Origin of the sequence: Paenibacillus aceti, from assembly GCF_003614185.1 — a bacterium.
Classification (GTDB): Bacteria; Bacillota; Bacilli; order Paenibacillales; family Paenibacillaceae; genus Fontibacillus; species Fontibacillus aceti.
In genome coordinates this window covers 5346620-5373172 of sequence record NZ_KZ987724.1, presented here as the reverse complement: position 1 = coordinate 5373172, position 26553 = coordinate 5346620, and the positions used below count along the sequence as shown (strand labels likewise).

The 26553-nt window shown below is 47.1% G+C and carries 19 protein-coding genes and 2 CRISPR repeat arrays; of the genes, 5 read left to right on the top strand and 14 right to left on the bottom strand.

Annotated features, from left to right (window positions below; translation table 11 throughout):
- The first annotated feature begins 84 nt into the window (after window positions 1–84).
- Window positions 85–1041 (top strand): helix-turn-helix transcriptional regulator, encoded by a 957-nt coding sequence (locus BFJ94_RS24095; protein ID WP_229716883.1) that lies wholly within the window; start codon window positions 85–87, stop codon window positions 1039–1041.
- A gap of 169 nt (window positions 1042–1210) precedes the next feature.
- Here BFJ94_RS24095 and BFJ94_RS24090 read toward each other — a convergent pair whose 3' ends face one another.
- Genes BFJ94_RS24090 through BFJ94_RS24080 form a run of 3 tightly spaced genes read right to left on the bottom strand, consistent with a single transcriptional unit; the run spans window position 1211 to window position 4657 of the window.
- Window positions 1211–1981: a nucleotidyltransferase domain-containing protein gene (locus BFJ94_RS24090; protein ID WP_120464882.1), complete on the bottom strand. Its 771-nt coding sequence runs from the start codon at window positions 1979–1981 to the stop codon at window positions 1211–1213.
- A gap of 33 nt (window positions 1982–2014) precedes the next feature.
- On the bottom strand, window positions 2015–3016 hold the full coding sequence (locus BFJ94_RS26165; RefSeq protein WP_308424660.1) for an SMI1/KNR4 family protein: 1002 nt from the start codon (window positions 3014–3016) through the stop codon (window positions 2015–2017).
- A gap of 42 nt (window positions 3017–3058) precedes the next feature.
- Entirely contained in the window at window positions 3059–4657 is a 1599-nt protein-coding gene (locus BFJ94_RS24080) for a hypothetical protein (protein WP_120464881.1), read from the bottom strand.
- A 126-nt stretch (window positions 4658–4783) separates the two neighbouring features.
- Here BFJ94_RS24080 and BFJ94_RS24075 point away from each other — a divergent pair, with 126 nt between their 5' ends.
- Window positions 4784–5728, top strand: coding sequence for a MerR family transcriptional regulator (locus BFJ94_RS24075; RefSeq protein WP_229716882.1), 945 nt, complete (start codon window positions 4784–4786; stop codon window positions 5726–5728).
- Window positions 5729–5799: 71 nt separating this feature from the next.
- Here the strand turns inward: BFJ94_RS24075 and BFJ94_RS24070 are convergent, their stop codons facing one another.
- From BFJ94_RS24070 to BFJ94_RS24045, 5 genes are all read right to left on the bottom strand, one after another.
- The gene (locus tag BFJ94_RS24070) at window positions 5800–7233 is read right to left on the bottom strand and encodes an alpha/beta hydrolase family protein (RefSeq protein WP_120464879.1); all 1434 of its coding nucleotides are present in this window, start codon (window positions 7231–7233) and stop codon (window positions 5800–5802) included.
- 190 nt (window positions 7234–7423) lie between these two features.
- The gene (locus BFJ94_RS24065) at window positions 7424–8821 is read right to left on the bottom strand and encodes an MATE family efflux transporter (RefSeq protein WP_120464878.1); all 1398 of its coding nucleotides are present in this window, start codon (window positions 8819–8821) and stop codon (window positions 7424–7426) included.
- 381 nt (window positions 8822–9202) lie between these two features.
- Window positions 9203–10033, bottom strand: coding sequence for a carbohydrate ABC transporter permease (locus tag BFJ94_RS24055; RefSeq protein ID WP_229716881.1), 831 nt, complete (start codon window positions 10031–10033; stop codon window positions 9203–9205).
- Between the two features lie 18 nt (window positions 10034–10051).
- Entirely contained in the window at window positions 10052–11005 is a 954-nt protein-coding gene (locus BFJ94_RS24050; RefSeq protein WP_120464876.1) for a carbohydrate ABC transporter permease, read from the bottom strand.
- A 78-nt stretch (window positions 11006–11083) separates the two neighbouring features.
- Window positions 11084–12367 carry an ABC transporter substrate-binding protein gene (locus BFJ94_RS24045; RefSeq protein WP_120464875.1) on the bottom strand — a complete coding sequence of 428 codons (1284 nt, stop codon included), beginning with the start codon at window positions 12365–12367 and terminating at the stop codon, window positions 11084–11086.
- Between the two features lie 258 nt (window positions 12368–12625).
- Here BFJ94_RS24045 and BFJ94_RS24040 point away from each other — a divergent pair, with 258 nt between their 5' ends.
- The 3 genes from BFJ94_RS24040 to BFJ94_RS24030 are packed head-to-tail and all read left to right on the top strand — an operon-like array spanning window position 12626 to window position 17160.
- Window positions 12626–14377, top strand: coding sequence for a sensor histidine kinase (locus tag BFJ94_RS24040; protein WP_120464874.1), 1752 nt, complete (start codon window positions 12626–12628; stop codon window positions 14375–14377).
- A complete protein-coding gene (locus BFJ94_RS24035) occupies window positions 14374–15423 on the top strand; it encodes a response regulator transcription factor (protein WP_120464873.1) in 1050 nt (349 codons plus the stop codon). The genes BFJ94_RS24040 and BFJ94_RS24035 overlap by 4 nt, the downstream gene beginning before the upstream one ends.
- Window positions 15424–15462: 39 nt before the next feature.
- Complete coding sequence (locus BFJ94_RS24030) at window positions 15463–17160, top strand: extracellular solute-binding protein (RefSeq protein ID WP_120464872.1); 1698 nt, start codon at window positions 15463–15465, stop codon at window positions 17158–17160.
- A gap of 210 nt (window positions 17161–17370) precedes the next feature.
- A CRISPR array of direct repeats spans window positions 17371–17998; the repeat unit is 32 nt.
- A gap of 433 nt (window positions 17999–18431) precedes the next feature.
- Window positions 18432–20671: direct repeats of the CRISPR family, unit length 32 nt; unit sequence CTTTCAATCCACGCATCCACGAAGGATGCGAC.
- Window positions 20672–20850: 179 nt separating this feature from the next.
- On the opposite strand, the gene cas2 is transcribed toward BFJ94_RS24030, so the two are convergent.
- The 6 genes from cas2 to cas5c are packed head-to-tail and all read right to left on the bottom strand — an operon-like array spanning window position 20851 to window position 26366.
- Complete coding sequence (gene cas2 / locus BFJ94_RS24025) at window positions 20851–21141, bottom strand: CRISPR-associated endonuclease Cas2 (protein WP_120464871.1); 291 nt, start codon at window positions 21139–21141, stop codon at window positions 20851–20853.
- Between the two features lie 9 nt (window positions 21142–21150).
- Window positions 21151–22182: a type I-C CRISPR-associated endonuclease Cas1c gene (gene cas1c, locus BFJ94_RS24020; RefSeq protein ID WP_120464870.1), complete on the bottom strand. Its 1032-nt coding sequence runs from the start codon at window positions 22180–22182 to the stop codon at window positions 21151–21153.
- Window positions 22179–22838, bottom strand: coding sequence for a CRISPR-associated protein Cas4 (gene cas4, locus BFJ94_RS24015; RefSeq protein WP_120464869.1), 660 nt, complete (start codon window positions 22836–22838; stop codon window positions 22179–22181). Before cas4 ends, cas1c begins: the two co-directional genes overlap by 4 nt.
- Window positions 22828–23688 carry a type I-C CRISPR-associated protein Cas7/Csd2 gene (gene cas7c, locus BFJ94_RS24010; RefSeq protein WP_120464868.1) on the bottom strand — a complete coding sequence of 287 codons (861 nt, stop codon included), beginning with the start codon at window positions 23686–23688 and terminating at the stop codon, window positions 22828–22830. The genes cas4 and cas7c overlap by 11 nt, the downstream gene beginning before the upstream one ends.
- Entirely contained in the window at window positions 23689–25647 is a 1959-nt protein-coding gene (gene cas8c, locus BFJ94_RS24005; RefSeq protein WP_120464867.1) for a type I-C CRISPR-associated protein Cas8c/Csd1, read from the bottom strand. It abuts the gene before it with no gap.
- On the bottom strand, window positions 25644–26366 hold the full coding sequence (gene cas5c, locus BFJ94_RS24000) for a type I-C CRISPR-associated protein Cas5c (RefSeq protein ID WP_120465391.1): 723 nt from the start codon (window positions 26364–26366) through the stop codon (window positions 25644–25646). Before cas5c ends, cas8c begins: the two co-directional genes overlap by 4 nt.
- Window positions 26367–26553 lie beyond the last annotated feature (187 nt).

Here is a 26553-nt window from a genome sequence, read left to right as displayed (position 1 = left end):
TTTCAGGTCCTTTGACCACCTGCAAGGAACAGTATATACTCTTAACATGTCAATAATTGTCTAGTTTAGACAAGGGATTATGAGGTGATTATCCTGTCCAAGACCAAGCTGCTGTTCGACCTGATTATGTATGTGAATTCCCGGCGGAGCTTCACGGCCCAGGAGGTCGCCGATGAGTTCGGCGTTTCCGTCCGTACCGCACATCGCTACTTACTGGAGATCAGCGAAATGGGCGTGCCGATCTACACGGAGCAAGGCCGCAACGGTGGATACCGCACATTGAAGAACAGGGTGCTGCCGCCGGTTTTATTCGATGAGAATGAAGCGTTGTCTATTTTCTTCGCCTTTCGGTCTCTGACGTTCTACGAATCCCTGCCTTTTGATGCCGATATTGAATCTGCTTCAAGAAAGCTGCTTGTCGCGCTACCGGAGGATACCCGGGAGAAGATCCGTCAATTGGAAACCGTGCTATCCTTCTGGAATCCGCAGCGCGGCCTACGCGCCCCCTATTTAAAAGAGCTGGTCGAAGCCGCGACAGAGCACCGAGTTATCACTATAGAGTATCAATCCAGAAGCGGCGACAAATCGAGAAACGTGGCACCGATCGGGGTTTATACAAATGACGGATTATGGTATACACCTGCTTATGATATGGACAAGAGTAGGATTCAACTGTTTCGAGTGGATCGTATTCTATCAATAAAGGTTACTGAGGATACTTACAAGGCAGGAACAAATCTGATGGAGTGGCTTCAGAGCTATACGATCTCCTCGCCCGTCCGTCTGGTGGTGGAATTAACCCGCGAGGGCATCAGGAAAAGTCAGAGCAAGCCCTGGTATCAGCCGATCTTGCTTGAGCAGGAGCGTGAGGATGGAATCGTCGGCCTGATCGACACGGTGATTGACCACAATGAAATTCCGTTTACCGCTCAGTTTTTTGCTCAATTGGGGAAGGAGGCCCGGGTCATCGAACCCCAGGAAATCGTGGAGCAGATCCGTAGCCATGCGGAGGAACTGTTGGGGCATTATCGTTGGGAATAAGCGAGCGCCCTGGCTTAACGAGCTCTAACGAAACGTAGTAACGCTATTCGCAGCAAAAAGGGCCTTTCAAAATTCTAACGAACCTGGGTATCGTTATTTAGCCGGAATAGCCGCTTAAAGCCTCAATTTCGCTCAAATAGCGTTATGGCGTTTCGTTAGGAATATTCATTTACTCCCAAGCAATCTGCAAGTACTTCCGATACAACTCGTCCAGAAGCTCTGTCGGATCTGCAAGCTTGGCTTGCACCGCTTTGGCGAACTCGGATAGATGCTCGAGCTCCCGTTCAACAAATTCATGGATCACATCGACACGCTGCTCGAGATTCAGCTCCTCGCCAGCTATTTTCCTGCGCAAAAGCTCCTCAATCGCGGCTCGCAGCTCTGGCTCCGTCACCAGATCCTGAACCAGCTCCTGGAACAGAATCGGCGGACTCGTATTGTACTTTTCAATCCATCGGCAGGCGAGGATCGGTCTAAGCACGTAGAAGTATTTTTTGATCTTCACCTGCTCGCCCTGTAGATATTCCCGGAAATTCCCCTTTGCCATATGCAAATAGTGATAGACCGAAGCTTGGGGAGAGAAGACCTGCTCTCTTAATGCAAGCAATTCTTCCCTGAAACCATAGGCTTCATAGTATCGGATCTCCGAGACAAGCCACTCCATCAGCGCCGGGTTCGACTTCCGGAATAATCGCAAAGCCTTGCGAATGTCCCAGCCGCTGATATCCAACTGCTCGTTAATCGGAAGCTCGATCACATCCCGTTTCTCATCGATGGACAAATACCACTCTGGTCGGTGGATATAGACAAACCGTACATCATAGTCACTATCCTGAGACGGAAACCCCCAAGCCCGGCTGCCCGACTCCACCGCAAACAAAACCTTAACCTGGTGCTCCCGCTCCAGTTCCATTATTTTATCGACAATAACCTGCTTCAATATACTGCCTCCTTCGGGGTCACTCCTCCCCGCTCAATACTCGATTTCATCCATCAAGCTCAAATTCCGGTTCGATTCACGCAGCAAACCTGTGAAGGAACCCGCTACATAATAGACAAAATCCGGGTCATGCACATAGCTGATAACCTGCCCATATGTCCCTTGATCGGATGGATCGAGGTCGAGCATTAAATATAGAGAGCCACCGGCCATGGTCGCAAACGGAACCCATTGTTTATGAAATAAATAAGGCTTAATCTCTGGAGCCAGCCGCTGAATCTCTTCTGCGGAATAATACTGTGCCAAAAGCTCGTCCCGTTCGCAAAAATAGCTCTTGGTCTTCTCCATTTCATCCAGAGACATTAGGTAAAAGGGAATACATTCGTCCATTGCGGCATCCCCCGTATAAATGATATGAAACGCATACCCACTACCGTCTTTAAGACGATAGAAGCTACGGAAATCCTCGGGCAGCAGCACCTCGAATTTTGCTTCAAAGGCAGCCAATCTCTCTTCGTCCGCCCCTGTCCGCTCTTTATACTCGCCATGCAGCTCCTGGATTTCAGCCTCCAGCGCCTTTTCTGGAAGCAAATCATCAAGCTCCGCCATCAGCGGTGCAAGCTGCTCCGAGACATATTCGCGATAGCCCCAGAATGCTTCTTCCTCGCCCCCATCGTCCAGCAAAATCATAACGGCATAGGAGATCAGATCGAGCCAATTCTCCATACGTTCAACCTGCTCATCAGTCATCAAATCATTCGAACGCAGCATCCCTTCCGGCTCCACCGCCCACGCGCGCCCAAGCTTACAAATGCTCCACAAGCAGGCTATCATCTCACGATCCAGCGCTGGCTCCCCCAGCTTTGCAGCAAGCGCTCGTATAACAATCATCATTTCATGGAAATTCTCTTCCTTCAGCTCACCCCGAAATGGTCGAAGACTGCCGAGGAAGCCCCCAGATACTTTCGGTAAATCCGTATCATCCTGCGCATATGCGTGGCATTTTAACAAATGAATGGCCTTTGAAGTCTCCATCTTCATCTCTCCTTCATGATCGACTCGTACCTGGCTCCCGGTTCAGTTCCGCCCTGTATCAGACGGTATATCATCTGACCAGCTAAGGAATAGAGCTTTGTTCTTGCTGCGATCATAGCTGATCGTCACCAAATCCCCAACCTGTACCTGATCCAAATGAGAGAGGACTTTCTTGATCTCTACCTCTTTCGTCAGTCCCTCATCCTGAAAACGTACCCTAAACCGTACTAACGGCTGATTATTAATATAGGTCCCTGTCTCGGACATTTGGATAATTGTGCCTGTGGTCGTAACCCCCCGTTTGAGCTTCTGCTGATAAATCCTGTTCAAGATCAGCGGCAACGTAACAGCTACCCCAAACATGAGGAGGGGAATAATGATCCAGATTACCCAATTAACCACCGTCTCATTTCCTTGCTTGAAATAAGCCATGAAGGTCTGGAAGGATTTCTGATATTCTGCCCGGTTAAGCTGCCATTGTGTAACCTTCTCGGGATAGAGAAGTCCAAATCCCCCTTCGCGCACATTCATCCATGCAGCAGGAGCGGCCGAATTGGAGTAATACAGCACATCCTCCCCGGCATCCTTATAGAAATACAAATCGGGATCGTCCAACTGATCATAAGAAAGTAGAGACACGATCGCCGCTACATCCGTGAACTGTTTCGTCTTCTCGTTGTACAGATATCCGAGCACATGCCCCTCAGCCTCGTCCTTCGTATTGGAGCCGACAATCAGGGTCTCCTCCTCGTTCAGCAGATACAGCTTCGCCTGATATACTGGCATTGGCGTGGGCAGTACAGCGCCCCATTTCTCTGCTGCCGCATCATAATACCGGGCTTGTTGGGGGTATTCAATGTCCACCTTAAGCAGTTCCTTCTGATCCCGTCCATACTGTTCCGCAAATTGATGCGCTGCGCGTTTTTCCACATCGAAAGGGCCATCTTCACTCTTTTGGACATAGGTCAACGGTAGACCCTGATCGTTCAGCACTCCACTGATATAGGCTGTCCGTCCATCATGCAGTGACAGCTGGAACATGGGCAGAGCCGCACCACTCTCCAAGCTCTCACGAACCGGATAAATAGATATGGGCCTGGAAGGTAGCAACTCCTTATCGTTCAGATCAACCTTGTGCAGTTTCCCCTGCTGCACCTCGGCGATATAGGGCATTTTATTATCCGTTCCGAAGACGATGACCCGGCCCCGCCATGAATACACATTGCTATCCACGAATCCGGATAAATTCAGTTGCCCTTGTGCCAGTTCCTGTACGGTGCCTGCGGAATCGATCATATTCATCATCAGCCGATCTTCGGCGTTATTCGTGACCAGAAGCAAGCGGCCATTTTGATATGCTGCCACAACCTGGCTATGTATATTGGAATAGAGAGGGATCTCTTTAATAAGCCTCTCTGTTTTAACGTCGTAAAGTTCACCCTTCAGTCCGCTGTCATCAGCTTGTGTAATCCCCAACGCTTTATTGCCGTGGTCCAGAAAGAACAGTTCCCGTTCGGCTGAAAGCTCCCGAGTAATCTGATCCTCAAGCTGGCCCGAATAATCCTTCCACACCATGATACTTAAAATGACGGCTGGAATAAAAAACACCAGATTAAACAGCAGCGAAATTTTTCTCCTCATCCGATCCTCTCCCTATCTCTCTATAGAAGGCTTCCTTATATAGGTATATTTATTATATCATAGCAGAATAGCCTCATCTCCGTTATGGGGCGCAGGTCGTATAATGCAAACAGGGGGTGTCATCATTTGGACAAGAAGTATCCTATCGGTGAAGTCGCTAAAATGACCAGGTCCACCGTCAAAACGATTCGCTACTACGACGAGATTGGGCTGCTCAAACCTACCGACTATACGGAAGGCGGGCATCGACTGTATTCGGCAGATGATATATGGCGGTTAGAACTCGTTACCACCTTACGTTATTTGGATTTTGGCATTGATGAAATTTATCAGTTGATGGCAGGCGAGTTAACTGTCGAGAAAGCACTGGCCTGGCAGATCGAGTCCTTAGAGACACAGGCGAACACGATTGCCAATATGATAGCCATCTTGCGTCAAGCAGAGGCACATGGGGACGATTCACTGCGATACATCCATGATTTGGTGAACGCGCGTAAGGTTAATGCTGAGAAGCGCAGACAGTTCATCACGGCCAAAGTGGAAGAGGCCCATTTATTCGAGGGCGTCCTCAGCGAGTGGAGGGACCCTCTTTTATATTATTTTAACAAGTTCGTCGTCGATCACCCCAAGACTTCGGCCAAGCAGGCAGCCGCCTGGCAGGAACTGCAGGAGCTCCTCAACGATCCTCAATTTATAGCAGATCTCAAGCGGGTCGAGCTGCTCTTCGCACGAATTGTACAACAGCCCCGCTATAATGCTGCCACCTGGGGAAATAAGCTGAAGCATATTCAGGAGCGATTGAATCATGCATGGAAGAATAAATGCGCTGCGGGGAGCAAGGAGGTTCAGTCCATTGTGGAAGATATGGCCGTACTGTATGCAAATTCCGATCCGTTAGATCCTGATGAAGACTTCTTTCGGTACTTTGTCGAATATTTTGAGAGCACCCAAACCAAGCATCTGGAACGGTGCAACACATTATGTGCCATCATCAGCCCACAGTACCACCAGCTGTATAAAGGGAACCTTCTTTTATATCAAGGCATCCAATGGCGGCTTCGGCAAAAATAATCGCTCCATGCGAATCATCGCGGATCATCGAGGGCCAAGCGCCCTCAACGATTCCAATGTTTAATGTGACTTTAGTCTTTTTGCAGCGTGAAATCCGGATGTTCGCCGATGTTCTGCTCTAATAGCTGAAGTGGCTGGTGCTTCAAATAATGATTGAAAAAATCCAGGGAGTACGCGTTAATAAAGCGGTGAGCGTGTCGTACATCCACACCATCCATCTGCTCATATAGCGGTGAGAGCAGATATAAATCCGTGAAACCCATATGCGTCATATGATTGAGCTTCATCCAGTAGTTGCCGCCTTCGGCTACATGTTCATACCGCGCAAGCAGTCCTTCCATCATCTGTCTGAGTTCGAGTTCTTGTATCAGCTGCACACTATTCAATGATCCATCCGCACTCATCATGAGGAACGGCTTCTCCAACCCTCCGGCCGGAATCCGCTGCTTGCCATACAAGACACCATCTAGATTCATAGCCGCTTTGATCCTCTCATCCTCCATGAGCATCTGCATGCTCGTCGCTCCACCAAAGGAATGACCGAACATCCCCACATTCTGCAGATCCATCCGTCCTGTAAAACGGTTATCAGGATCATTGGTCGCCAATCTCTCTACTTGATCGAGCACAAACTTCGCATCTTCCACCCATCCGGCATTAGCTTGATCCAGATACGAGGCTGAGTTCGAATCCTGCTGCACATAAGGAGCCACTCGCCCATCCGCAAAGACAGATGCCGTGCTGCTATAGGTGTGGTCGATCCCGACCACGATATAACCATGACTGGCTAGCTGCTCGACCTGGAAGGTGTTCTGATTCTTGTGCCCACTAAATCCATGGGAGAACAGAAGTACAGGATAGGTCGATTCCACCTGAGACAACTCAGCAGACTGGATGGCATATGTCTTCACATAGCCGAACGTTGTGAACAAAACCTTCGGCAAATTCAAAATTGTACTGTATCCCTCGGCAAAAACATCCGCGTCTGAAATGTAAGGGGCTGTACGGCCCTTCGTTTGCGCATCGGCAGGGTACCAGATCTGTACCATCAACTCACGTTTATCATCAGGATCTGATGTAAAGGTCTCTTCCCGTTGTTCATCCTTCCAATCATAAGTAACCGTACCAACCTTGTACGGACCTGTTGGCTGCTCGAAAGTAAAGACCGGCAACAGGAATGGTAGCGCGATGGCGATAGCTGAATACAGAGTGCCCAGAACTATCGTGGATATCCAGCGAATACAGGATCTTTTCTTAGTGCCATCCTTCTCTTTCAGTGGCTTGAATAACCGTCTGCAGGCCAACACCAGAATGGGGAGCAAAGTCAAAGCATAGACCGGAATCATCTGCCAACGCATCCCTTCGACGATCACATGCGCCAGTACGAGAATAGCAGAAACACCAAATCCAATGAGCAGTCCTCGCTGTGTCTTGTTTCTCGCAAATAGGATCCAACCGAGCAATAAAACATTGAAGATCGTTGATAACATTTCAATAGATCTCATAAACCTAAAACCTCCTTGTATACTGTTCGTGCTGCTTACTCGAACCAAGCATACAACCTCCAGTGGCTGGAGCTTCAACCCTCAGAAAGCAAAAAAATCGCCGATGCTCTTAATCCGAGCATCAGCGATTTCGCTAACAATGATCAAATTTAATATTCCGAATGACCTGAACCCTTGCCGAGTGTTCCAATCAAATCAACTTGCGACTGTACCACTTCTCGCCCTTGAACCTCCACATAAATACTGAGCCCCGAACCACCCATTCAGTAACCATAGCGATCCATACGCCCATAATGCCAAATCCGAGGGTGATTCCGAGAAAATACCCCAATACAACACGAAGCAGCCACATGGAGAGCAGCGAGGAGATCGAGGTGAAATTGGAATCTCCGGCAGCCCGCAGCGCCGATGGCGTAATAAAGCTGAACGACCAGAACAAAGGCTGTGCGATCGCAATCAGCAGCGTTAACTGGAAGATCGTCGGTATGATCTCCGCAGGTGGCGAGAACAGTCTGACGATCAACGGGAACAGCGGCAGTAGAATGAGATCGCTAATGATGAAAAATACCGTAGATAGTCCGAGAAATGATTTGACATATTTTCTGGCATCCGCAATATCTCTCCGCCCAATACATTGGCCCACTACCGTTACAATAGCGATGCTTAGCGCATTAGCGCCGATTTGGAACAGCAAGGAGATGGAACCGCCAATCGCGTTCACAGTTATCGCCAGCGTCCCCAATTGCACGATGAAGGTTTGCGTCAACAGCTTGCCACCATTGAAGAACATCTGCTCAGCAGCGAACGGAATCCCGATGAACATAATCTTCTTCAGGATGGAAAAGTTGAGCCGCAGGGCATTTTTAATTTTAAAACGTAGGGTCTGGTTATACTTCAACAGATAGATCAGCGAAGCGACCATACCTAAGATCCGGGCCGTCAGCATCGATACAATCAGTCCCATAACTCCCATATCCAATACTGTTATAAACAGTACGTTCAGGATCAGGAAGGTGACGTTCATAATCAGCGACAGTCCCAGACAAGCCTTGGTCTCAGCCACACCGCGAAGCGCGCCGTTCACCGCTTGAAATATCGCAATGAACGGATAAGAAAGACAGCTGCCGATGAGGTAGATCTTCGCATTCTGAAGCACATCAGCTTCCGCTCGTCCGAACAACAGATTCAAGGTCGGCATATGAAATATAATGACAAGCGCGCTCAAAAACAGAGATATAATCGCTACCGCAGAAATCGCCTGAGCCGCGGATTTGGAGACCATCTGGTCATTCCCGCTCCCCTTATATTGCGCCACGATCACCGTACCGCCGGTAGCTACAGCCACGAACACGTTAATGAGGAAGATATTCAGCGAATCAACCATGCTGACGGCGCTGACCGCTGCAACCCCAGACGAACTGACCATAGCAGTATTCAATAAGCTCATCAAAATAATAAAAGCCTGGTCAACCAGGATCGGAATAATGATAGCTATAATTTGTTTATAATCCAGGGAATCCCCGGTGAAATATTTATTTAGTAAAAATATCGATTTTCGCTTCAAATTAGCCATTGTATTACTGCTCATCGCATCATCACTTCTTTGGCATTATTCTGTCCAATTACCCTATTCCTCGAAAAAAAAGCTATGCCGTCCTATTATACCACTCTTGTTGAAAGAGGGAAGTGATCTGTGATATGTAGTAAAAAATGAACATACTCGCGTAAAAAAAAGGCCGATACGGCCTCTCCCCAGCAATACGCGCCTCCGTCAACCGCACCGTAAAATTACGGACGAACACATACGAAGTCGCCTCACTATGCACATAGACACTCGCCCCAACAAACCTACGCAGCTCTGGAATCGGGTCTATCCATGGAAACAGCTTGCATTATCGCAGGAATTTACTAGAACAGGCCGAAATATGGATGAAACCTTGGTTAAAGGCACACTCTGGTTCATTTAGAATCAACCTTTGGACCCAGTCAAGGCAATCCCTTCGATAAAGTACCTCTGCAGCACAATGAACATCACAATCATCGGCAATGTCGCCATTAAAGTACCTGCCATCATCGTTGGATAATCGGTGGTGTATTGTCCTTTCAACGACGCAATCCCGGCAGCCAATGTCATCTTGTCCGGCGAAGTGTTCACGATCAGCGGCCACAGCAATTCGTTCCAGGAAGCCAACGCAGTGAAAATTATTAAAGCAATAAGTGCTGGCTTCACCATCGGCAGCATGATGCGCCAATAAGTGTGGAAGTGATTGCAGCCGTCCAATTTCGCAGCTTCCTCCACATCCTTGGGCAGAGTCATGAAGAATTGCCTGAGCAGAAACGTACCGAATGCGCTAAAGATACCCGGAACGATCAAAGCTTGAAGCGAGTTCAGCCAGCCCAAATCCTTCATAATAAGAAATTGCGGAATAATGAAAATTTGACCGGGAACCATCAACACCGATAAACAAAGCATAAAGATCAAGTTTCTTCCCGGAAATTCAATTCTCGCAAAGGCGTAAGCAGCCATGGAACATAAAACTACCTGCCCCAAGGTTCGCGAGATCGTAGTGATCGCGGTATTGAAGTAGTATTTATCAAAGGGCAGCACCCGTAAAACTTCCGTGTAATTTTCCCATATGACCCGGGACGGAAAGATGACAGGGGGCACTTGAGCCGCTTCGCTAAACGTCTTGACCGATGTAAGCAGCATCCAGATGAAAGGTCCTACCATTAGTAGCGCTCCGAAACATAGAACGGTGTGAATGGCAAGCCGACCAAGCATACGGTTTCGTCCGAACATTCCCTTTCCCCCTCCTTGTTAATAGTGAACCCATTTTTTCTGTAATTTCATTTGCACCGAGGTAATTATTAAAATGACAACGAACATCGTCACAGCGATGGCGGCAGCATAACCCTTATTATTCGTCACAAATGCATACTTATAGAATAGATACACGACGCTCTGGGTGCTCTCCAGCACGGAAGGGCTTGCATTTTGCACTATTATGAATAGTAAATCGAACACTTGAAATGCGGCGATCAATCCCATGATCGTCACAAAAAACAACGTAGGCGTCAACAACGGCAGTGTAATATAGAAAAAGCGCACCAATGGGCCGGCTCCGTCCATCTCCGCTGCCTCGTAATATGAGCTGGATATCCCCTGAAGACCAGAAAGTAAAATGACAATATTAGTACCAAGAGAGCTCCAGATTGCGACAACAATAATCGAATAGAGCGCTATATTCGCGTCAGTAACGAACGCTATTTTATTGATAGACAACAAACTGAGCAAATAATTAATTAGACCATACTCGGTATTGTATAACCATTTCCAGACCATACCGATGGCCGCTGGCATCGTTACAACAGGCAAAAAATAAAGCGTGCGGTAAACCGACTGCCCCTTGATTTTCTGATTAAGCATCACCGCAATGATCGTCGATAACGCAATCGATACAGGCACGACCAACAGGGTATAGACAAACGTATTGCGGAATGCCATGAGAACTTCCCTGTCCTGAATCATATTCTTGTAATTGTCGACACCAGACCAGTGATATTTTCCAAAATCGCCCCACTCCGTAAAACTGAAAAAAATCGTTTGAAAAACAGGCCACACATAAAAAATCAGCAAACCGATCACTGTCGGTGCGATCATCAGGTAAGCCCACGTATAATCTTGACGTTTGAACGTACTTAAGCCCCTGTGAGGTCGGGGGGAATTGCCGCTTATACCGGTGCTCTTCCTGCTTGCATGCTCGGCGTTCATTCCTTAACCTCTCCTTCGAAATAAGATAGTAATCGGCCCCGTATCGATACAGAGCCGACAGCGAGCCCTTGCCAATTATTATTCTATCGATAGAATTTTGTTCATCTCCTCGGCCAACTGCTTAGCCGCATCTTCAATACTCATCGATCCTTCCCAAGCTCTTCCCAATATTTCAGTCTCTTTCTCCTGCCATTGGGAAGTCAGCTTGGATACTGGGAACGGCACACCGTACTCCGTAGAATCTATGAACACTTGCAAGTTCAACTCGGGATTGGACTCCACCCAAGCGCCCTCCGTGCCTTTAAACGCTGGAATCGTTGTACCCGTAGCTCCTAGAATTTCTGCTGCTTCTCTGGAGCCCAAATAGTTGACGAATTTCCAGGCCTCTTCAGGATGCTTGGTTTTTGCGGATAAAGCATAGCCCACGCCATGCATAACCGTAGCGCGCTTCTCCCCTTTCGGCAGCAGAGTAACGCCGATATTACCTTTCAGCGCCTCCGCTTTCATCAGAGCCCCTTGATACCAGGAGCCTCCGAAATACAAAGCGCTTTTACCCGATTCGAACAGCGTATGCCCCGGCGTCTCACTTAGCTGAGCAAAGGTAGGGGAAATTCCCTCCTGGATCATATTGGTCAAAAATTTAAGTCCGGCGATCGCTTCAGGTTTATCATATCCGGACGATTTCTTGTCTTGAGATATTACATATCCGCCTGCTTGAAAGATCGTATTATAGAAAGCGCCCTGGTTCCACAATTCCGCGCTGAAACCGTAAATCCCCTTAGAAGGATCCGTCAATGAAGCGGCTACCTCCTTATGCTTGGCCCAATCCCAAGTATCGTCGGGATAAGGCAAGCCAGCATCGTCGAATATTTTCTTATTATAGTAAAGCGCTACAGTATCGTAATATCCTGGCAATGCATAAGGCTGTCCGTTGTAGGTATACAGGTCAATTAACGCTTTCGGGTAATTATTCAAATCAATCCCATCCGCAGCTACCCGATTTCCAATTGGAGCAATCATCTCGTTCAGCGCGTACTTCATAAAGTTGGGACCGTTCATCCAGAACACATCGGGCAGAGCGCTGCCCGTAGCTGCCGCCTCCATTTTCACCCAATATTGTTCCCAAGGCGTAAGCTCCAACTTGACTTCAATATTCGGATTGGCATCTTGGAATTTCCGAATAATTTCCTCATAAGCGGGCTGCATGTTTTTATCCCACATTGCATAAGTAATGGTGACTTTGTCCCCCTCGCCCCCCTTATCTGCTGCTGCAGGAGAATCACCCGAGCCGCTCCCGTCTGAACACGCTTGCAACAAAAGCATGATCAGTACCAACAGCCCCGCGAACCACTGTTTTTTCATTTTTGTTACCTCCTTCAACTTGTCTAACTTTCTCATATATTTTCAAGCGCTTTCATTATATACAGAGAAGCTTCGCTCAAAGGGCATAAGCGGTCTTTGCTGCAGGGGACAATGATCTACAATGGACGAATGCGTCACAATAATTTAGACAAAAATGCACCTGAATGAGACGTTAGTTCACTTCATGCCGTCAATTCATCCTTATATAGCGTGATATAATAGAATACGAACTTAAACGGACATGAGGCGGTGTGCAGCATGCGAACAGGACACAGGCTTATGGGATTAGCCGGACTCCGTTCTTTAAAACATAGACTAACGCTTCTATTATTACTCTCTACGATCATTCCGCTCGCATTCATCGGTCCGATCTCCTACTATTCCATGTACTCCATCTTGAAAAATAAAGCGGAAACAGGTGTGATTAACAACTTACAGCAAATACGTACATCCATAGAAAATACACTGAATCAGTTAAACCATGTTTCACAGCAGTTGACCTTTGACGGCAGAGTGGGTAAAAACATTGAACGATATATCAATTTTTCAAGTCATTACGAGAAACGGGCGCTGCACGAAGAGATATCGAACCAGATCAATCTGGTGCACTTTACGAATCCTTCGATCGGCCTGATGTTCTATTTCTTCCAGTCAACGGATACGACGGATATGAAATTATTCGAAACCTTTAGTGTGCGCGACGATTTTAATATAGATCACCTCTCAGTGATGATGAAATTCAAAACAATCACTTACTTTAATCCGCATCCATCGGTTAGTACGCTAGATAATAACGACGTGTTATCTATCTCAAGACAGGTACGACTACCTGAAAGGGATGATTTATTTTTATATATTGAAACGGACCCCAAGCTGCTAGACGAAATTTTAAATACACACGAAAGGAATTTCTCGACTCTCCTAATCGACAACCAGAATCGAATTGCTTATAGCCAGCAAACCGCCGAATTCCCGGTTGGTTCGCTTTTTGAGCAAGAAATGAAGGATACGACGGGCAGGGACAATTATTTCTTCGAGGAACAGAGTAACCAAGGCTGGAAAGTGGTAGCTGTCATTTCCAAGTCGACTTACAATCATGAAATTCATCAATGGGTGCAACAGTATATTCTGTTTGCCATTCTGTCTATCGCGCTAGGTCTTTTACTGGCTTGGCTTATCTGGCGAAGCGTCTACCGACCACTGATGCTGCTCAGCAGAGACATCCGGCATTTCAAAGACAATCACGAATATGCTCGTGCCCGCCCCTTGAAATCAAGCGCTACTACGATCGAATTCGAGCGATTACATGAAGAATTTCGAGGTATGAGTCAACGAATCAGCGAATTGATTACAGAAGTGACCGCTAATGAGCAGAGAAAATCGCAGCTTGAAGTGGAGAAGCTCATGCATCAGATCAACCCTCATTTTCTGTACAATTCCCTGGACACGGTTCGCTGGCTGGCGCGTGCCAACGGGCAGCAAGATATCGATCGGCTCGTCTCGACGTTAACGAAGGTGCTCTATTATAATCTTGGTAAAAAAGAGGTTTCAACGATTAAGGAAGAAATGGATGCACTGAGAAACTATGTGACACTGCAAGGGATTCGCTACAATTTTCAATTTAATGTGCAAATGTATGCTGAGCCCGACGCACTGGATCTGCCTATTCCGCGATTTATTCTACAACCGTTGGTCGAAAATTCACTATACCACGGTCTGAATGAGGAGGACGGGAGAATTGAAGTGAATATTTCCAAACAAGGAGATACATATATCGTATTGAAAGTGTGTGACAACGGAAGCGGGATGACAGAGGAACAGATTCTGAAATTGTTAGAAGGCGAGAATAGTAAGCAGGTGGGAATGGGCATCGGTCTGCGGTATGTCCATCGGATTATGAAGTTCAAATACGGCGAACGGGCAAATCTCGACATTCGCAGCCAAGTCGGCAAGGGAACATGCATTGCATTAACCCTGCCTATTGCCAGCGAGGAGGAACGAAGCGAATGACCAAGGTGCTTGTTGTGGACGATGATTATTTGGTGCGTAAAGGCTTTATTGCAATGATGCCGTGGAAGCTTCATGGGATGGAAGTGGTGGGAGAAGCGGAGAGTGCGAAGAAAGCGCTAGAATTTATGGCAGGTCATCCCGTCGATCTGTTAATTACCGACCTGCATATGCCCGTCATGTCCGGGCTTGAATTAATGCGAGAAGTCCGGCGACTCTACTCTCATATCCATATGGTCGTGCTTACCTTCCACGATAAATTCGATTATATTCAAGAAGCGCTTCGGCTGGGAGCGATCGATTATATCACGAAGATAGAATTAGAAGATGAGAAGATGGATGAAGTGCTGCGGAGAATTCGCGAACGTAAGGGAAAAGAGGACGTTCAGCAATCATTCTATGGACAGTTACCGAGCCTCGAAATCTCGTTACAGGCTTCCGATGAACAGAAACGAGCAGAAGCTCTGCTCAGTCGATGGGCAGAGGGAAATTGGACAATCGATGCTGAAGAATGGGCGACGTTAATTGATGAAACATTGCTGCTTAAGCCTTCTCCCGCCCGGCTGCAAGACGAATTGACGAAAGGATGCGAGAAGTGGACATTGCTGACGCCAAATTCATACTCCTCACCCGATGTGGACCGAATGAAAACCTGGGAGGATTGGTTAGCCTGGATTGAACGGTTCAGAACTGCGGTAGGAAGTCGAATCGCCGAAATCCCCTATGCACCCGAGATGATACATTGCATTGTTAAAGCACAGGCGATCATTCAAGACGAATTCCAATCCGATATCACTTTGCCTGACATAGCTAAACGAGTGGGAATGAGCCGAAGCTATTTCAGCCGCTGTTTTCGTGATATTACAGGCCAAACTTTTAATGATTATACGAGAGAAGTGCGGATGAAGCATTCGGAGAAATTGTTGCGGCAGACCAATAAGCCAATTCATTGGGTGGCGATGGAATCCGGCTATCCAAATGAAAAGTATTTCTCCAAAGTGTTTCGCAACTGGGCCGGGATGCTGCCAAGTGAGTTTCGCAAATTATAGGTAGAATCTCTGCATTGAACTAGTCGAGGAGGATTGGCGATGAAAAAGAGCGGTAACGGCGATAGCGCGAAGCGAAGGCTTGTAACCGCAAGAGTAATGTTCTTTATACTGCTCTTGCCTTTGTTCTCCGGGATGATTCTGACGGGATGCTACCATGGGGAAATTGCCGACCTTGCGGCGGACCCAGTAGACGAAGGTGCATCCGATACCACCCAGGATTCGCCCGTGAATCCATTCCGACTTCCGTATCCTGTAGAGATGTCGATCGTTAAAAATGTTCCGCCCGGTCTGATGCTGCGGGAAGGCGAAACGATCGAGAACAATTCATTTACCGAATACTACTATAAGAAGACAAATATTAAATTTAAGGTGGATTGGTACGCTTCCGACGATAATTACACGCAGAAGCTCCATTTAGCTGTCGAAAGCAATGTACTGCCGGATGCCATGATCGTTGACGAACCGATGTTCAGGCAGTTGGCTGAGTACGATCAAATCGAAGATTTAAGCAATGTTTATAACAAATATGCTTCAACTCTTTTGAAAGAGATCTACTCTTCTTCCGGGGAAGGCGTGCTGGAAAATGCGACGATCAATGGCAGGTTAATGGCGCTTCCCAATATTTCGATTCATGCTGATTCCATTAGCATGCTGTGGGTGCGGCAAGATTGGCTGAACCGACTCAATCTGGCACCACCTCAAACCATGGAGGACGTCATAGCGATTGCAAAAGCATTCGTAGAAGATGATCCCGACGGCAATGGTCTAAAGGATACGGTCGGATTATCCGGAAACAAAACAAATCTCTACGCTTTAGCTGGCATATTTAATTTTACGGGGATTTTTGCCGCACATAATGCTTATCCGGGTTTGTGGATGCAGGATGACAACGGGCGGATCGTCTATGGCTCCACCCAACCCGAGACGAAGCATGCGCTTAGTACAATTCGTAGTATGTATGCATCCGGCTTAATTGACCCTGATTTTCCCTACCGGACGGAACCGCTTGATCTGTTAGTTGCAGGCCGAAGCGGCATGTTCTTCGGTCCGTGGTTCGCTCCCTGGAACATTGTCGAAGCAGTGAAAGAGGATCCGGCAGCCGATTGGCGGCCTTATTTAATTGCAGATGCCGATGGCCATTATAACACAGAGAGAATGCCAGTCAGTTCATATTACCTGGTCGTGCGCAAAGGGTTCGCCCACCCCGAAGCAGTGATTGTCTATGCGAACCAGCTTTTATCAGACTCCCGTCTGCCGGATGAAGAGTATAATAAATTGGATCCGGCGATGATTATTACACTCTCTCCCCTTTATTTAACCATCGATTATGCCGATGCCGTCTCCCGCAAGTATAAGGAGCTAGTTCAAGTGCTTGAGGGGAAAGCCTCGCCATATTCGTTATCCCCCGAAATGATGGGACATTACAACAGATGGCTGAGAAGAGAGCAACGATCAGAGATGAATGTTAGCGATTGGGCCGCTCCCCACGCCTATCTATATGGTGGCGAAATTGTCACGCAGCAAATGGATAGAGAGGTCTACAATCAATTTACATCCATGACACCAACTATGGAGCAGAAATGGGATACCTTATTCAAATTCGAAAACGAAACCTTCTACAAAATCGTTCTTGGTGAAATCCCCGTCGATTCCTTCGATGATTTCGTGAAGGATTGGTATGATCAAGGCGGACGGACAATCATAGCAGAAATCGAAGAACAACTCGGCAACCGTTGAACAACCGTGCTCCCTTAACCCAATAAGGATGAAACTTCTATATCAAAATTGAACAAGACTTCTTCCGCATTCTATACCTGTGGAGGAAGTCTTGTTTTATTTATAAAAGATGCAATTAGGGTAATTTTATCCATAATATCAAGTTACTTTCAATCATACATCCGTGTAGGATGTGACGAAAAGTTTATTTACTTACATCCAGACTTAGAGCTTTCAATCCACACATCCGTGTAGGATGTGACTCACGTGTCTCCTTTTACTATTTTCTCTCTGAGACTTTCAATCCACACATCCGTGTAGGATGTGACGGGAAAGGGGGTGAGTAAGACATGAGCAAAGGCGACTTTCAATCCACACATCCGTGTAGGATGTGACGAAAAAAGGAGGGAAAGACCGTGGTAGAAGAAAACTTTCAATCCACACATCCGTGTAGGATGTGACTAATGGCAACAAATTCAAATCATCACCTCCTAAACTTTCAATCCACACATCCGTGTAGGATGTGACTTGATAAATCTTGGCGGCCGCTTTTGGATAGGGGGCTTTCAATCCACACATCCGTGTAGGATGTGACTCAAAACGAAGATTAATGGCGTGTATCGTATAAACTTTCAATCCACACATCCGTGTAGGATGTGACCAGTCGTAACGGATTTGCCAATTGTGTATGTCCTTTCAATCCACACATCCGTGTAGGATGTGACGAATCGTAATCGCATTGAATTACTGGGCAACTTATCTTTCAATCCACACATCCGTGTAGGATGTGACGGAAATTGTTGGACAAGTATCGGAGCAAGTCGCACCTTTCAATCCACACATCCGTGTAGGATGTGACTCCGATTTTGAACAAAAATATTCAAAAGTCGGTACTTTCTTACTAAAATTAAAATACTGGAGATTTTATAATTGCTTATTAATCACATTTTTGGATAAAAATCAAGATTTTTTTGTGCGAATCCCCCAGGGATTTTATGTTTGCTTGGGGTTCGCACTTAATGTTTATCGGTCTTAGATCATTTATTTTAAACTGATCAATATTATATTCAACTCTTCTAGACACTTCTCCTCCATTACTAAAATCGGGTTATTTATTTCTGTTTCTTTCACAACTAGTTTCTCATGCAAAGCCGTACACTCAAGCTGAGTACCTACTCTGGGAACTATACCTACGGGTAAACATGCTCGATCCGCTAACAAAACTCAAACTACTTTCATGAATCCACGTAGGATACGACAAGCCAAGCGTTGAGGATCTAGAAAGCATGGTGGCTTTCAAACTACGCATCCACAAAGGATGCGACAACAATTGGCGATAGACAGGCCATGGCGTTTTGCCTTTCAATCCACGCATCCACGGGGGATGCGACAAGACCGATTCTATTACACTATTCGTGCATGGGGAGACTTTCAATCCACGCATCCACGAAGGATGCGACTTGTTTCATCGCTTAAGAAAATCACCCCACTGCCTTTCAATCCACGCATCCACGAAGGATGCGACCAGAGATCAGGGCGGCCCAAATGCGCCAGCACACGCTTTCAATCCACGCATCCACGAAGGATGCGACTTTTCAGGCTCCTGACGAGCCCATCCTTCTTCAATCTTTCAATCCACGCATCCACGAAGGATGCGACGAGGTCAGGGTCAATCTTGCAGATGGTCTAATGCCTCTTTCAATCCACGCATCCACGAAGGATGCGACGCAAAGGTATCAATTACTTTAGCGCCGGACTCTTTCTTTCAATCCACGCATCCACGAAGGATGCGACGCAGCGTGCCTTTTCGTATACGTTTTCCCTTCCGCTTTCAATCCACGCATCCACGAAGGATGCGACCATCTTTAATCTTTTTGAATAGCAGCCAACTAGGCTTTCAATCCACGCATCCACGAAGGATGCGACTATATTCCACGCAACTACTGTCCATATTTTGTGTACTTTCAATCCACGCATCCACGAAGGATGCGACTCCTAATGGCCATGAAGGCTGTAAAAAGCCAGATGCTTTCAATCCACGCATCCACGAAGGATGCGACGGATTCAGAGGATGGCAATCAAGATCGCGAAGCAACTTTCAATCCACGCATCCACGAAGGATGCGACCGGATTAAACGCATTGATGAGGACGAGATTCGGCTTTCAATCCACGCATCCACGAAGGATGCGACCTGTTCCAGGCACAGGTCCGTCAAGGGGCGAAGCGACTTTCAATCCACGCATCCACGAAGGATGCGACATAATAGAATTAACAACAAGGAGATGACACAAACCTTTCAATCCACGCATCCACGAAGGATGCGACGATCGTTGCATGGACGGGTTAGCACAGGACGGAATACTTTCAATCCACGCATCCACGAAGGATGCGACCCGTCAATATCTGTGCTATAGGTACACATGCCCCTTTCAATCCACGCATCCACGAAGGATGCGACTGCAGATAAGCTGCTGGACAAAGCTAGAGTAGGTGCTTTCAATCCACGCATCCACGAAGGATGCGACCTTGGGCGTGCTTCAAATCGATTCCAAGATTTTAACTTTCAATCCACGCATCCACGAAGGATGCGACGCCCATTAATCCATCATATCGCAGACCATATTCATCTTTCAATCCACGCATCCACGAAGGATGCGACAAGGATTTGATTGGTTTACAGGGGAGGAGTAGACATCTTTCAATCCACGCATCCACGAAGGATGCGACGAGGTATTATCTTTTCAACCTTCTGTGGCAATTCACTTTCAATCCACGCATCCACGAAGGATGCGACTGCTGGGGAAGGAGTTACTGCTTTTTTGCGATTCGCTTTCAATCCACGCATCCACGAAGGATGCGACATTGTAGCCCTCCATGTAGCAGAGGCAGAGAAACCTTTCAATCCACGCATCCACGAAGGATGCGACTGGCCGGAATCCTATGGATTTGCTTATGGGGATCCAACTTTCAATCCACGCATCCACGAAGGATGCGACAGAGTTACAAACTTGAGGCTGCGGATCGATACGTCTTTCAATCCACGCATCCACGAAGGATGCGACCACCAACACAGGCAACTGGAGCGCAGCAATTGTGCTTTCAATCCACGCATCCACGAAGGATGCGACAAACTTCTCTGCTGCTCTCTCTGTCTTAGGTAACGCTTTCAATCCACGCATCCACGAAGGATGCGACGCGGGCGGAGCGGCGGAAATGGCGGCCCGGCGCTTAGCTTTCAATCCACGCATCCACGAAGGATGCGACCGATGTGTACGTCCGGGATAGGGTCGGAGATAAACTTTCAATCCACGCATCCACGAAGGATGCGACTTTAACTTCGCTCATCACGATTCCTCCTTAAAATGACTTTCAATCCACGCATCCACGAAGGATGCGACTCCACCGTTTTGAGTTGACCAATGACAGAACGGGTCTTTCAATCCACGCATCCACGAAGGATGCGACAATTCAACCCGATTCCAAGCGGTTAAGTTTTCTTCTTTCAATCCACGCATCCACGAAGGATGCGACTCCGATTTTCGGGTAAAAAGAGCCCGAAAACCGCATTTTACATAAAAAAACTACTTTTAAGAGTTTCTCATAATTACATTTTATTACATACATGGATATAATCCATGATTTTCGTGGTGCGAATCCCCTAGGGAAATCATGTTCGCTTGGGGTTCGCACCACGGATTTACAGGAGTCATCTACAGGATTAAGGGGCCCTCGAGATCGAGGGATTCCTTAATTCCGACGTGCTCTACCTTGCTCTTATAGTTGTTGCCAAGCTGGTAGAATCGTAGGCTGTCCTGCTCTTCGTCGATGATGTCGATCAGTTTCATTTTCAGAACTTCAAATTCTGTGGCATCCACTACACATTCAAACACGGAGTTCTGCACGCGCTGTCCATAATTCTGGCATACCTTGGACACTTGCCGCAGTCTTCTCTGCCCAGCACTATGCGTCGTACCTACATCATAAGTGACCAATACTAGCATCGTCTACACCTACTTCCATAGAAACGGCGGATATTCGTCCAGATCGCCGCGCAGATATCGGGCTAACAGCAGAGCTTGAGCGTGGGGAACCAGCCCCCAGGATATTTTCTCGCCCAGAAAAGGATGCACAATACTCTCTTGTTTCTTAGTCTGCCAGGCCGCCAAGAAGTCCTTCCTAGCTTCATCGGTCATCAGTACGGCTCCGTTCTCCTTACGGACAAAATCCCCCGCACTGACTACTCTTTTATTGATTAAGGACAGTACGAACCGATCAGCATAAATCCCGCGCAATTCTTCCATCACATCGAGTGCCAGAGAAGCTCGTCCAGGACGATCGCGATGCAGGAAGCCGATATACGCATCCAATCCGACGGCCTCGAGAGCAGAGGTCATATCATGAGCCAGCAACGTATATGCTAACGACAACATCGCATTTACAGGGTCCAGCGGAGGTCTGCGTGAACGAGTACGGAAAGAAAAATCCTCCTTCTGCTGCAAGATCATATGGTCAAACAGCTTGTTATAACTAAGTGCCGCCTGCCCCTCCAGGCCCCGTAACTGCTCCAGATCCTCGCACTCTCTGATCGCAGTCATCATGGAGGACATATGCTCCGAGGCCTCCTTGAATTCCGCAACATCAATCCGCAGCGGATAATCCCGAGTCATTCTCTCGATCATCCATTTATGATTGTAGATTTTACCGATGATAAAATTACGGGCGATCACCGCAGATTCCCTTTCGTTGTCCGAGAGAAGACTTTGCTTCTTCCTTAGCACAACATTCCCTTTGCTCGCTCCAATGACCCTGGCCAGAAATTCACCATTCATTTTCAGAAAAACAATAGATATATTCCGTTCCGCACAGTACCCCATTAAAGCCGGACTAGCCCCGGTATAACCAAAGGTTACAATAGACTCCAGATTGTGAAGCGGCACTCTGCCTAATTTCTCCTGATCCTTGAGCAGTACGATATTATCGCCATCCAGAGATAAATACACCTCCGGCTGTGTGACAAACAGCGTATTCAGCAGCTTCCTCATTCTCTGATCTTCCCTTCGATATAACTCTTCACGCTGCGCTTGGTCATAAGTTCGGGCAGACAGATCGATTGAAGGGAGCAGCTTTTGCAATGGGGGCCTGCCTTGACCTTTGGAGTATACCGCCGCCGATAATAATCCTGCATTTCACGAACGACGGATCGTACCTTCTCCTTCATCTCTGAAGTAAGAGCTACTTCAACACGACGTTTAATTTCATTATAAAACATATAACCTGTGTCGATTTCACAGAGCAGCATATCCTCCAGGCATAGCGCCTGTGCAGTTAACTGTAGAATGTCCGCATCATCCTTCTTCGGCTTTCCCCGTTTATATTCCACTGGATAAGCGATATATTTGCCTTCTGCTCCGCTAATCTCAACGCCCCGATCATCCCTGATGAACTCGACCACATCACAGATTCCCGTTATTCCCAAGCCATCGGATTTCACCGGCATCGCTCTTACGACGAGCTTATCGCCCCGCTTCTCTCTGACAAAGGGCTGATCCGCCTTGCGGTGGAGATACTGCCCCTGAACGGTTCTGACATTCTCCTCCCATTGCTGCTCAATATGGATCAAGGCCCACTGCCTTCGACAAAATTGAAAATGCTGTATCCCCGACAACATGAGATAATCATCTTCAGAATTAACGGCCATCTATGATCTCAGCCTGGAGTCCGTCCAATTCGGTTAATTCAACAGCATAGTCTTCAAAAGACTTAGGCTCGTCCTTACGTGGCTTAACAGACAATGAGCGATGTACCTTAGCCGAGGAATACTGACCTAGCTTGGAGGAATGCTCCCACCAATAAACCTGATGAACCTCCATGCTGCCTTCCGGTCTGGCAGACGAGGAATCATTCTCGAACAGACTGACGAGCGCTTCCTTGATCTTCTCCGCATCCTCATTCGTAAATCCGGTCTTCTCAGCCAATTGAGTATTGATGCTACCTTTGAATACATATACACCGAAGTCGACTCTATGCTTCATCCCCATTGTATCCGAACCCTTCTTATCTCCAGGCTCCGAATTCACACTTTTTGTAATTTGCATACTCGTGATATCGATCGGGCTCACGCTAGTCGCTGTATGGATGGATACCGGGCCTCTTACGCCGACAGAGACCCCTTTTTCCCCGCTGCCTTTAAAGGCAAACACTTGTCCAAAACTACGCACATCGATCCATTCCTCACAGGCCACGCTGGCAAACTCTTCACTGGAGACGGATTTGGACTTCATGATTTTAGTTAAAGCTTCATTCGCATCCGCACGCTCTCGCAGACTTTTCAGAGAATCCGTTGTTCTATCATTGGATTGTACAAAAATAGATTCCCCCATATCCTGCAGGCGATTTCTGATTTTACGTTTCAGCGCTACATCCGAAACCTCCCCATATCCGTCATAGTTCTGCCGCGGTCTGTTTCCATTCAGCGGATCTCCGTTGGGATTGGCCTTTGTTACCGAGAAAATTACAGCAAAATCAATTTTATGATCCAGAATTGACATTTATTCCATCTCCTCTTCATTGGATTGTTCAGCGGTATCTACACTTGCTACGCCTGTTTTTTCTTTCTTTTGATAAAGATCATGTCTTTGGCTATAGAAGCCCAACAGATACTTACCTGACAATGGCTTATTATTAAAATCCTCAAACTTGAGCTTAGAAGCAATCTCATCGATCAGACCGGACAAATAATACCCCTTCGCACCTAGACGTGCCTGGTACGGCTGTAAACTCGCTTGAATGGTTGTCCACGTTCGGGCCGGATGCTGGGCAAAAGAATTCATATATCGAATAGCATTGCTAGCCCGATTCTCCTCATTACCCAGAGCTCGTCTCTCCAGCACATCCGCAACAGCCAACAACCGTCCAAACAGATAATCCCGATCCTGATTTTCTTTATCTAGCGCCACCTCGTATCCCTCCTTCTTCTGAATCAATCCATAGTTTATCAAGGCACATGTTATGCTAAGCGTCTTCTCCCACTCCCATTTCTCCATCGATACAGGATTGGAAGCCCGTTGGAATGCACTTCTGACAATATCTATCGGTATATGACGTCCGTCTATAATGGTGGGAAGCATTCGTTCCATTAAGCCCTTTACGACTTTATCTCCCGCTTTGGAGCCATAGGCCGCGAAGGCGATATCTCGCGTCGCTGGTGCTCCGTAGAAGATCACAAACTCCCCCTGTTGATTCTTCTGATAGCGGTGCAGCCATACACAGGTTGAATGCCAATCCACCAATCGCTTAAAATAATCCTGCTGAGCCATATGGCGATAATACAATACAGCCATCCGGCCCGTTGTTGCTGAATCTAGCACCAGTAGACTGACCTTCGCCTTAGAATCAGCATATTTGTTCTTATAGCCGCCCAGCGCCTTCCATAACTCCTCGGCTAACAGATCATTTGTGAAGGATTTCCCTTGAGCTAACGTAGCTGCCACTCCTGGAAGGAAGGTATACGTATCGTCTTCTGGTGGAACGATGTCTGAATCATCACCATTGGACCAGACCAGGAACACCCGCTGATCAATGACCTTCCCTTGCCGATGAATCAGCCATTTGAGCGCGTTATGCGCCTTCTGTGACACTTCGTAACTGATACTAGCCACTTCTTCACTATCACTGTAACGTCCCCGGAAGGTAAATCCGGTCTTGTCATTCGCCGAGATTAATTTTGCCTTATCCGCCGGATTTCTGATTTTGTTAGCATGCTTGCTTGTACCGGGCATAATCTCGCCAGTCACATAGCAGAGCTTCTTATCACCTAACTTGTGGTTATAATACTGCACAAAGGACTCGTACATTTCCGGATCGTCCCAAGTCTTCTTCATAGCCCGTCGCGTGGAATGTACAGTAAAGCGAATAAAAGCGTCTGACTGCTCTCCGGCCAGAGAAGAGAAAATCGCTGGTTTTTCTTCATAGAGGGATGCGTATTTCTTATCCCATTTGCCTATTAAATGCCCCTGTTCATCCACAGCCAGCTTGCGATCCGCGACCAGGTCCTCGATTAACCGTCCTTTTTTCAGATAAGTATAGATGCTCCTCACATTCTCGTGTGCATTCGGAGAGTTCGCCCAATCTGCCAACTGCTCAATATAAGCTCTGAAGGGCTCTTCCTTCTTGATTACACCACCATAAGCGGTAAAATCACCTGCTACATAGCTAAGCTTGTCATGCAGTGGATAAGGGGCTACCTTGGAGCCTGCCCGACTTGCAGAATCCTCCGTACAAGGAATCAGCGTATTGGCATCATTCTTGTCGATGACCTCTGCGGAATGGAAGTCTCCGCTCTCCGTAACTCTCACCTCAATATGCGCAGTCTGCGTTGTATGTGAGATGGGTAGCAAGGTGTATTCAATGAACTTCTGCTGCTCCCTGTCTATAAATCGTTTCTCCTTAACGCCAACCCGCCCCGAATTAGCTTTATAAGTTTCATATAAATCCAGCAGCCAGCTCACAGCCTCTCACCCTCTTCCATCTGCGCCAGCACATCATGGACAGATTCTACATTGGATGTATTGAAAATCTTCGGCTGCATATCCGAAATTTTGCGCACCTGTAGGCAATCTTCGGGCGGGATAAACTCGATATATCCGTTCCTCATTACAGGATTCCAGAGCCTGGTCTCCATTTCATTCCGTCCCGTCTCATCCGGATAATTGATCCCGTGGACCATCGTTCCAAAATGAATCTCGCCCTCGTAGTTGTCGTAGAATCCTTCTCCCTCACCAAATACGCATGGTTCAACATAACCTTGACATTCCCGGGCTCCGAGAAAAATATCTCTTCTTCCCCCTGCTTTGATCGATCGCTTCAGGATATTGTGATGCTTATGCTCGTTACGATCGAACTCCATATCAGGTCGATTCAGATTAAACACAAAGTGAGCACGGCATTGGTAGCGGACATCCCGCAAGTAAGTATAATTCGCAAGCGTATTGCCTCCGCTATAGTCAATCGGTCTAATTCCCTTGGATTCCATACGGATCGGGTTCATCACACGAATTTCATCAATGATATACATGATGGTCGGCTTCCAGTAAACGCTTTCAAGAATACCTTTCATGGCCTGGTATGTGGGGATTTGATAGCTCAGCTTCTCCCCGCCCATTTTCGTTAAGGGGTCAGTAAAAAGAGCATAGTCCCCATACACTTCGAACTCCACACTATTTCTAATCACGTTTTACCTCCTTCCTATATTTTCCTTACGCCTATATTGTATCCTTTCCAAATATCAGAGTCAACAAATTTCTAATTAAATGTTATATGAATTATCAATTAAATGATATATGAAATTTTCATTCTAATAGGTTCAATTTTAAGCCCACCAGTTTTATGCTATAATAAAGCGTCGCTAGTGATTA